Origin of the sequence: Mycobacterium sp. (genome assembly GCF_050701675.1) — a bacterium.
Classification (GTDB): domain Bacteria; phylum Actinomycetota; class Actinomycetes; order Mycobacteriales; family Mycobacteriaceae; genus Mycobacterium.
In genome coordinates this window covers 1-9,349 of record NZ_JBOGDD010001226.1, presented here as the reverse complement: position 1 = coordinate 9,349, position 9,349 = coordinate 1, and the positions used below count along the sequence as shown (strand labels likewise).

At 67.1% G+C, this 9,349-nt stretch carries 10 protein-coding genes; 8 read left to right on the top strand and 2 right to left on the bottom strand.

Features of this window, described 5'->3' with window-relative positions; genetic code table 11:
- Positions 1–299, top strand: a 299-nt coding sequence (locus ACRDUX_RS38120) for a 9-bladed beta-propeller domain-containing protein (RefSeq protein WP_526422288.1), incomplete at its 5' end; no start/stop codon positions are given.
- Here ACRDUX_RS38120 and ACRDUX_RS38115 read toward each other — a convergent pair.
- Positions 282–857, bottom strand: a complete 576-nt coding sequence (locus ACRDUX_RS38115) for a TIGR03086 family metal-binding protein (protein ID WP_526422286.1) — start codon at positions 855–857, stop codon at positions 282–284. The genes ACRDUX_RS38120 and ACRDUX_RS38115 overlap by 18 nt on opposite strands.
- A 112-nt stretch (positions 858–969) precedes the next feature.
- Here ACRDUX_RS38115 and ACRDUX_RS38110 point away from each other — a divergent pair, with 112 nt between their 5' ends.
- Complete coding sequence (locus ACRDUX_RS38110; RefSeq protein ID WP_526422284.1) at positions 970–1,824, top strand: LLM class F420-dependent oxidoreductase; 855 nt, start codon at positions 970–972, stop codon at positions 1,822–1,824.
- A 12-nt stretch (positions 1,825–1,836) separates the two neighbouring features.
- Here ACRDUX_RS38110 and ACRDUX_RS38105 read toward each other — a convergent pair whose 3' ends face one another.
- Positions 1,837–2,622: a DeoR/GlpR family DNA-binding transcription regulator gene (locus tag ACRDUX_RS38105; RefSeq protein WP_526422282.1), complete on the bottom strand. Its 786-nt coding sequence runs from the start codon at positions 2,620–2,622 to the stop codon at positions 1,837–1,839.
- 137 nt (positions 2,623–2,759) lie between these two features.
- Here ACRDUX_RS38105 and ACRDUX_RS38100 point away from each other — a divergent pair, with 137 nt between their 5' ends.
- The 6 genes from ACRDUX_RS38100 to ACRDUX_RS38075 are packed head-to-tail and all read left to right on the top strand — an operon-like array spanning position 2,760 to position 9,293.
- Complete coding sequence (locus ACRDUX_RS38100) at positions 2,760–3,626, top strand: class II fructose-bisphosphate aldolase (protein ID WP_526422280.1); 867 nt, start codon at positions 2,760–2,762, stop codon at positions 3,624–3,626.
- The gene (locus ACRDUX_RS38095) at positions 3,623–4,942 is read left to right on the top strand and encodes a D-tagatose-bisphosphate aldolase, class II, non-catalytic subunit (RefSeq protein ID WP_526422278.1); all 1,320 of its coding nucleotides are present in this window, start codon (positions 3,623–3,625) and stop codon (positions 4,940–4,942) included. Before ACRDUX_RS38100 ends, ACRDUX_RS38095 begins: the two co-directional genes overlap by 4 nt.
- On the top strand, positions 4,939–6,078 hold the full coding sequence (locus tag ACRDUX_RS38090; RefSeq protein ID WP_526422276.1) for an SIS domain-containing protein: 1,140 nt from the start codon (positions 4,939–4,941) through the stop codon (positions 6,076–6,078). The genes ACRDUX_RS38095 and ACRDUX_RS38090 overlap by 4 nt, the downstream gene beginning before the upstream one ends.
- On the top strand, positions 6,071–7,021 hold the full coding sequence (locus ACRDUX_RS38085) for an N-acetylglucosamine kinase (protein WP_526422274.1): 951 nt from the start codon (positions 6,071–6,073) through the stop codon (positions 7,019–7,021). Before ACRDUX_RS38090 ends, ACRDUX_RS38085 begins: the two co-directional genes overlap by 8 nt.
- Positions 7,022–7,032: 11 nt before the next feature.
- Positions 7,033–7,974: an EamA family transporter gene (locus tag ACRDUX_RS38080; RefSeq protein WP_526422272.1), complete on the top strand. Its 942-nt coding sequence runs from the start codon at positions 7,033–7,035 to the stop codon at positions 7,972–7,974.
- Entirely contained in the window at positions 7,971–9,293 is a 1,323-nt protein-coding gene (locus ACRDUX_RS38075) for an alpha-glucosidase/alpha-galactosidase (RefSeq protein WP_526422270.1), read from the top strand. Before ACRDUX_RS38080 ends, ACRDUX_RS38075 begins: the two co-directional genes overlap by 4 nt.
- Positions 9,294–9,349: the final 56 nt, after the last annotated feature.

The following is a 9,349-nucleotide window of genomic DNA, read 5'->3' as shown; positions in this document are numbered from 1 at the left end:
ACGAGCCGTCGGGGGACACCGGTACGCAGCAGTACGATTTGCACACGGGAGTAAAGGGCAGGGCATGCTCCTTCTCCCTTTCGGGATACGTCGCCTCTGACAGCAAGGTCGGTGTGTTCGAAGACGGCAATCCCAACATCGGGCTCGTGACGAGGGGGATCGACCTCGCGACCTGCGACGTCCTATGGCAGATCGAGTCCCCGATCGGCTCGTTTCGCGACGTCTGGCGGATCAACACCACCCTGGTCCAATTGTCCGGCGACGGAACCGAACTGACGTCCCTAGTCGCGCCGAGCTAGCCGCCAACTCGGATCGCGACCGCTGAGTGCCAGCGAACGTTCGAACGGCGTTGCATCAGAACCGATTTCGACGGGGGGACCGAACAGCCCATCAATCGGTCCATCGGCCGTGAATCCGGTCATGTGCACCAGCATTGCCTCGGCCACTTCGTCGTCGACCCGGTAGTCCTGTCCGGTGACCACGGCGACGTCCCAGCCGTGGATCACCACCTCGGTCAACGCGACCATCGCGCATACCTCGCCAGGAAGGTCCACGCCGCCGACGCGGGTCATGCCCTCCCATGCGCCGGGGTCGCGCCACGCCTCGGCGAGCCCGGCCAGGTTGTCCGGGTACTGCTCCCGCCAGCCGTCGTCCAGGCGGTAGCCACCGTGCTTCGGTGGCGAGTCGGTGAGTTCACCGAGGTCCTTTCGCGCGGCCGCGGCGAAGGCCACGCCGAGCCCGCCCACGTGGGCTATCACCTCACCCAGCGAAAGCTTCTCGCACGGGGTACGCGCGTCTAGTTGGTCGTCCTTCACAGCAGCCAGGACGGCAGTCGTGTTCACGGAGGCCGAAGTCATGTCGATCATGCCCATACCGACCCCGGCCGGACCCAAAAGTCATCGCTCGTCGACGAGCCCTCGTGCGAAGCGCAGAAGGCACCGTCCAGCCTGCGGGTCTAAGCTTGGCCGAGTGCGATTCGCCTTCAAGACCTCACCGCAGAACACCACCTGGTCCGAGATGCTGCCGATCTGGCAGACCGCCGACGACATCGACGTCTTCGAATCCGGCTGGACGTTCGACCACTTCTATCCGATCTTCTCCGACTCGTCGGGCCCGTGCCTCGAGGGCTGGATCACCCTGACCGCCCTGGCCCAGGCCACCAAGCGGCTGCGCGTCGGCGTGCTCGTCACCGGCATCCACTACCGCCACCCCGCCGTGCTGGCCAACATGGCCGCGGCACTGGACGTCATCTCCAACGGTCGCCTCGAGCTCGGCATCGGTGCCGGCTGGAACGAGGAGGAGTCCGGCGCCTACGGCATCGAACTCGGCACCATCAAGGAGCGCTTCGACCGCTTCGAAGAGGCCTGCGAAGTCCTGACCAGCCTGCTGACCAAGGATTCGACGACCTTCGACGGCAAGTATTACCAGCTGAAGGACGCCCGCAACGAGCCCAAGGGGCCGCAGCAGCCGCACCCGCCGATCTGCATCGGCGGCAGCGGTGAGAAGCGCACCCTGCCCATCACCGCGAAGTACGCCGATCACTGGAACTTCGTCGGCGGAACGCCCGAGGAATTCGCTCACAAGCGCGACGTGCTCGCCGCCCGCTGCGCGGACATTGGCCGCGACCCGAAGGAGATCACCCTCTCTGCTCACGTTCGGCTCGGCGAGGATCGTGACTACGCCAAGGTCGTCGGCGAAGCCGGTGCGCTGGGCGAGGAGGGCTTGGACCTCGCGATCATCTACCTCCCCCCGCCCTATGACCCGGCGGTGCTGGCACCCTTGGCCGAGACCATCCGCGACTCCGGGCTGCTCAGCACGCCCTGAGCCGGGTCCGAATCAGGTGTCTCCAACGTCGACGACGTGAACACGGACGCCGTACTCCGCGATCCGCTCCAGTTGTTTGACGTCTGCGGTGGAGTCGGTCACCAGGTGATCTAGCTGGTCCAGCGCGGCCATCTTCGCGAGCGTGACCTTGCCGATCTTGGATCCGTCGACGGCGACGACGACGCGTTGGGCGTTGGCGGCCATGGCAATTGCGGTACGCGCCTCGGCTTCGTCGTAGGTGGTCGCACCGACCTCGGCGGACATGCCGTCGGCACCGAGTATCGCGGTGCCCACCGTGATCACCTGAAAGGCATGCTCGGACATCGGGCCTACGGCCTCAAGGGAATTGGCCCTCACCAGTCCCCCGGTCATGATCACCTTCATGTGCGCATCGACGGCACAGTCGGCCGCGATCGTCAGCGAGTTCGTCACGATCGTCATGTTGGGCCTGCCCTTCAGCGATCGGGCGACCTCGCCGGTGGTCACACCCCCCGTCAGCGCGACGGCCTGCGGGCCCGCCGGTATCAGCGCCGCGGCGTGCCGGGCGATCCGCCGTTTGATGGCGATCATCCGGTGGTCGCGCAGGCGCACGGGGATCTCGCTGCCACTGGGGTCGAGCGCGCGGGCACCCCCATGGGTCCGCACCAGCAGCCCCTGCTCTTCGAGGTCGGTCAGATCCCGGCGCAGCGTCGCCGACGACACGCTGAGTTCCGCGCACAGCACCCGGGATGCGACCTCTCCCCGGTCACGCAACAGTGAGAGCACCGCGCGCATGCGGTCGGTGCGCTTGATCGACACGCTCGTGACTCCTTGAGACGATGGTGAACACAATCAGTTTTCCTGATCGTTTAGCCGCTTCCCATTGCGCGCTTTGAGCGATCTTCCCATGATCGATCCATGCAATCGACAGCCCCTCCGATTCGGCGGTTGGCGTCGTGACCCTTACCGCCACCGCGGACCTCGTCACGTCGGCAGCCGCCGCGGGCACCGCCGTGCTCGCGTTCAACGTCATCACCATCGAGCACGTCGAGGGTGTGGCCGACGGCGTGCAGCGAGCGGGGGCCGCCGCGCTGATCCAGATCAGCGAGAACACCGTCGGTTTCCACGGCGGCCGCATCTCCCCACTGCTGTCGGCTTGCGCGCGAATCGCGGAGGGTTCCTCGGCGCCGCTGGCCATCCACCTCGATCACTTTCAGGACGTGGCGCTGATCGCCGAAGCGATCGAAACGGCGTCCGGTTTCGGGGCCACCTCGATCATGGTCGACGCCGCACACCTGTCGTATCGGGACAACGTCGAACGGACGCGCCTCCTCACTCGGGACGCCCACGCGGCCGGCCTGTGGGTCGAAGCCGAGCTGGGCGAGATCGGCGGCAAGCTGAACGCTCACGCGCTGGGCGCCCGCACCGATCCGGCTGAGGGGGCAGCCTTCGCCGAGGCGACCGGGGTGGACGCGCTGGCCGTGGCGGTCGGCAGCTCACACGCCATGACCGCCCGCGACGCCCGACTCGACATCGATCTGATCGCCGACCTGGCCGCCCAAGTCCCGGTGCCGCTGGTGCTGCACGGCTCTTCGGGTGTTCCCGACGATCAGCTCCGCCTGGCCGTCGCCGCAGGGATCCGCAAGGTCAACGTCGGCACCGCACTCAACGTCGCCTACACCGGTGCGATCCGAGAAGCGCTGTCCACCAACCCTTCCGCGACGGATCCTCGGGTCTATGTGGCGGCCGGGCGCCAGGCCATCGGCGACACCGTCGCGGACCTGTGTCGCGTCGTCGCGGCCGAGGTCGGTGTGGCGCGATGACTTCGACCGCTTCCCCCGCGCTGCGGGTCAACCCCCTCACCGAGACGATCGCCCGCCACAAGGGCGGCGAGCCCGTCGGGGTCTACTCGGTGTGCTCGGCGCATCCGACCGTGGTGCAGGCCGCCATCGCCCAGGCCGCCGCCGACGGCAGCTACGTGCTGATCGAGGCCACCTCCAACCAGGTCGACCAGTTCGGCGGTTACACCGGTCTGCGGCCTGCCGACTTCCGTGATCTGGTCCTCGGCATTGCCGATGCTGCTGGATTCCCTCGCGGGCGCGTCGTCCTCGGTGGTGACCACCTCGGTCCCAACCGCTGGCAGAACCAACCGGCGAGTGCGGCGATGGCCAACGCGGAGGTGTTGATCGCCGCGTATGTCGAAGCCGGATACTCCAAGATCCACCTGGACTGCAGCATGTCGTGCGCCGACGATCCGGCCGCGCTCAGCGACGAGGTCGTGGCAGACCGCAGCGCCCGGCTGCTGCGGGTCGCCGAAGAAACGGCGCACCGCCTCGAAGTCGACGGGCCGGTCTACGTCATCGGCACCGAGGTGCCCGTTCCCGGCGGTGCCCACGAGACACTCGACCACCTCACTCCCACGTCGGCCGACCGGGCCCGGCGCACCATCGCCGCGCACCGGGCCGCCTTCGCCGAAGTCGGGCTTGCCCACGTGTGGCCGCGGATCGTGGCGCTCGTCGTGCAACCCGGTGTGGAGTTCGATCACCTCAGCGTCATCGACTACGACCGCGCCGCCACCGCGGAACTACGTCACGTCCTCGACACCGAAGGCAACCTCGTCTTCGAGGCGCACTCGACCGACTATCAACGACCGGCGCAGTTGCGGGAGCTAGTGGAAGACCACTGGGCCATCCTGAAGGTCGGTCCCGCACTGACATTCGCGATGCGGGAGGCCCTGTTCTCGCTCGCAAGGATCGAGTCGGAGCTCGTCGCAAGGCCGTCCCGATCGAACCTGATCGAGGTCGTCGAACGACGGATGCTGGCTGACCCGAAATACTGGGAGAGCTACTACGAGGGCGATCCCCTCACCCAGCGAACCGCCCGCCGGTACAGCTACAGCGACCGGCTCCGGTACTACTGGGCCGACGCCGAGATCGAAGCGGCGCGAACGACACTCCTGGCCAACCTGGACCGGACCGGCATACCGTTGCCCCTGATCAGCCAGTTCCTGCCAGGCCAGTACGACCGGATCCGCGCCGGTCAGCTCGATTCCACCCCACAGGCTCTGGTCGTCGACCGGGTCCGCGACGCCCTGCGCCCCTATGCCCGCGCATGCAGCACTACCGGAGAGGTCGAATGATCAACACCGCCATACCCGCCCAAGAAGACGGCGGCGCAACCATTCTCGAGATCGGGCAGCAGCCCGATGCGTGGCGAGAAGTCGCCGAGAACATCGACGTGCACGCCACGAGCTTCCTGCGGGAGGCGACCAGTCGGCCCGACCTGCGGGTCATCCTGACCGGTGCAGGCAGCTCGGCGTTCGCAGGCGTAATCGCCGCACCGGCGCTGCGGCGTCACCTCGGCCGCCGCGTCGAGGCGATCGCCACCACGAGCATCGTCGCCAGCCCGCTGGATCACCTGGAGCGGCACACTCCGACGCTGCTCGTCTCGTTCGGCCGCTCGGGCAACAGCCCAGAAAGCCTGGCGACCACCGCACTCGCCGACGAACTCGTCGACGACGTCTGGCATCTCATCCTGACCTGTGACCGCGGCGGAGAGCTCGGCCGGGCACACGGCGGTCGGGCGAACTCGTTGGTGGTCTTCATGCCGGAGCGCACCAACGACGTCGGTTTCGCGATGACCTCCAGCCTGACGTCGATGTTGTTGACGTGCTTGCTCTTGCTGGGCCCCGCCGAACCCGGCGACGCCGAGGCACTCGCCCGCGCAGCGCAACACGTCGTCGAGCGTCAGTCCGACATCCGGGCGCTTGCGCAATCCAAGAAGCAACGGTTCGTGTACCTGGGCAGCGGCCCGCTGGTGGGGCTGGCCCGTGAATCGGCGCTCAAACTGCTGGAGCTGACCGCCGGTGAAGTCGTGACCTACTTCGACTCGCCGCTCGGTTTCCGGCACGGCCCCAAGTCGGTGCTCGACACGGACACGCTTGCGGTGGTCTATGTTTCGGGCGATCCCTACACCCGCCGCTACGACCTCGACATCATCGCCGAGATCCGTGCGCAACTCGGACCGGACAGCGTCGCGGTGATCAGCACCGAGCCGATCCCCGAGGCTCTCGGGCAGGCGGTCGTGCTGCCGGGTCTCGAGGGTCTCGACGATTCGTCGGTCGCGATCGCCTACCTGGTGTTCGCACAGTACCTCGCGCTGTTCACGTCGCTGGAATACGGCAAGACCCCGGACAATCCGTTCCCGTCCGGCGAAGTGAGCCGGGTCGTGCAGGGTGTGACCATCTACCCGATGGTGGTGGCTGGCGATGAGTAGATACCTCGGAGTCGACGGCGGGGGTTCCAAGACGGCGTTCGTGCTCATCGATGCCGACGGCCGGGTCGTGGCCCGCGCCACCGCACCGAGCTCGTACTACTTCGCCGATGGCTTCGGCGTCGTCGAACGCGTTCTGACCCAGGGCATCACCGACATCTGCACCCAGGCCGGGATCGAGCCGGCCGACATCGACGCCGCCTTCTTCGGGCTACCCGGCTACGGTGAGGCCAGCGGCGACGTCGAGCAGCTCGACGCGGTCCCCGGGCGCGTCCTCGGACACGACCGCTACAGCTGCGACAACGACATGGTGTGCGGATGGGCGGGGTCCCTCGCCGGCGAAGACGGTATCAACGTCATCAGCGGCACGGGGTCGATGACCTACGGCGAGCGGCTCGGCACGGGGCACCGCGTCGGCGGCTGGGGTGAGCTGTTCGGCGACGAGGGTTCGGCGTATTGGATTGCCACGCAAGGGTTGAATGCGTTCAGCCGGATGAGCGACGGCAGGCTGGCCCGCGGGCCGCTCTACGACCTGATCAAGCAGCGCCTGGAAATCTCCAGCGATCTGGACGCCGTCGGGCTCGTCATCGAGAAGTGGGGCGGCAACCGCGGCTCCATCGCCGCCCTGGCGACCACGGTCTGCGAGGCCGCCCGCCAGCAGGACAAGGCATCGACGGGTATCTTGACCGCCGCAGCCGATGAGCTGGCAACGCTGGTCGAGACCACGCGCGTGCTGGTCGGTTTCACCGACGCGGAGCTGGTGCCCGTGTCGTATTCGGGCGGAATGTTCTCCGACGAAGGCTATCTCGGGTTGTTCCGCAACGCCCTCGGGCGCCTGCCCGCCAAGTACGACCTGCGACTCCCGCTGCTCGACCCCGCGGTGGGTGCCGCGCTGTACGCCGCCAAGCACAGCGGTCATCCGCTGTCCCCCAGCACGATTCGATGAGGTAAGCCACCATGACCGATGCACCGACCGCAACCAACACTCGCAGCTGGATCTTCTACGCCGCGCTTCTCATCCTGTTCTGGGGCGTGTGGGGGGCGTTCTCCGCACTTCCCGCGACGAGGTATGGCTACCCCGACGAGATGATCTACGCCATCTGGGCCCTGACGATGATCATTCCTGCGGTGTTCGCCCTTCGTGGCCAGCGCTTCGACCGGCGGCCCCGGGCGACGGTGTACGGCCTGCTGATCGGGCTGACGGGCGCAGGCGGCCAGCTCCTGCTGTTTCAGGCCCTGACCATGGGTCCCGCCTACCTGATCTTCCCGATCGTGTCCCTGTCGCCGGCGATCACGGTGGTGATGGCGATGATCCTTCTTCGCGAACGCATCTCGGGCCTGGCCGTCGTCGGACTGATAGCGGCGCTCGCCGCGATCGTGTTGTTCAGCGTCACCAGCGCCGATTCCGACGGCTCATCGGGTCCGTGGCTGCCGCTGGCGATCCTGATCTGCATCGCCTGGGGAGTGCAGGCCTACTTCATGCGAAAGACCGCGACGATCGGCGTCAACGAGGCCACCACCTTCGGTTGGATGGCGATCAGCGCACTGATCCTCATTCCGGTGGCGTTGTTGTCCCTCGGCGGCATCCCGCTCGACTTCCCCTGGCAGGCACCGGTATTGACGGCGGGAACCCAGCTGCTCAATGCCGTCGGGGCGTTGTTCCTGGTGATGGCGTTCAGCCGGGGCAAGGCCACGATCGTCGCGCCCACCACCAATGCGCTGGCACCCGCGCTCACCATCGTCGTCTCCCTCATCGCCTACCAGACCCTGCCGACCCCCTACGGCGCGATCGGCATCGTGCTGGCACTCGTCGGCTCGACGCTCATGGTCTACGCCGACGAGAAACGCGGCGAAGCGCCGAGCGCGGCATTGCTCGAACCATCCAAGGACCGCGCATGAAGCCGACGATCGTCATCATCGGCGCGGGCAGCGTCGAGTTCACCCGAGAACTGCTCGGCGACATCTTCTCGTTCCCGGAGCTCGGCTCGGTCCGAGTCGTCCTGCACGACATCGACGTCGAACGTCTCGAGACCGCAGAGGCGATCGCCCGCGCCACCGCCCACGCGGCAGGCGCCCAACCCGAGGTCGTGGCATCGCTGGACCGCCGCCGCGCACTCGAGGGCGCCGACTACGTCATCAACGTGATCCAGGTGGGCATGCACGACGCCACGGTGCGTGACTTCGAGATCCCGGCGTCCTACGGGCTGAACCAGACCATTGGGGACACGATCGGAGTCGGCGGCATCTTCCGTGGGCTCCGCACCTTCCCGGTGCTGGCCGCGATCGCCCGCGACATGCTGGAAGTGTGCCCCGACGCCTGGCTGCTCAACTACACCAACCCGATGGCCATGAACGTCACGTTCCTGCACCACGTCGCCCCGCGATTGAAGGTGCTGGGGTTGTGCCATTCCGTGTATTGGACGATGGTCGGGCTGTGCGAGCTGATCGACGTACCGTTCGACGAGGTCTCCTACTGGTCTGCGGGGGTCAACCATCAGGCGTGGGTGCTGCGGTGGGAGCGCGGCGGGCAGGATCTCTACCCACTCCTGGACCAGCGCATCGCCTCCGACCCGGAGCTACGCCGACGGGTACGGGTCGACATGTATCGACGGCTCGGCTACTACCCCACCGAGACGAGCGAACACTCCAGCGAGTACGTGCCATGGTATCTACGTCACCCGGACGAGGTCGATCGCCTGCGCGTCAACGTCGGTGAGTATGTCTCGATCAGCGAGGCGAACCTCGCTGAATACGCCCGTGTCCGCGGGCAATTGGCTGCCTCCGAATCGCTCGAGATCGACAGGGGCTCGACCGAATACGCACCACAGGTGATCCACTCCCTCGAGACCGGGACGGTGCGGGTGATCTCGGCCAACGTGGCCAACGACGGGTTGATCACCAACCTGCCGTCTGGCCTGGCCGTCGAGGTCCCGACCGTGCTCGACGCGTTGGGCGCACACCCGATGAAGGTGGGCGACCTGCCGCCACAGTGCGCCGCGCTCAACCGCAACTTCCTCGGCCCGGTCGAGCTCGCCGTTCGCGCGGCCGTCGACGGTGATCCGCGCCTGGTGCGAGCAGCGGCCATGGTCGACCCCAACACGGCGGCCACCTTGACCGTCGACCAGATCTGGAAGCTGTGCGACGAACTGACCGTCGCGCACGGCGACCTGTTGCCCGAAGCCCTGCGCACCACGTCCACGAAGGAGTACCAACTGTGATTCGCACCGTGATTCACCAAAGACTCTGCACCGCATTGGTTGCGGTACTCGCTCTC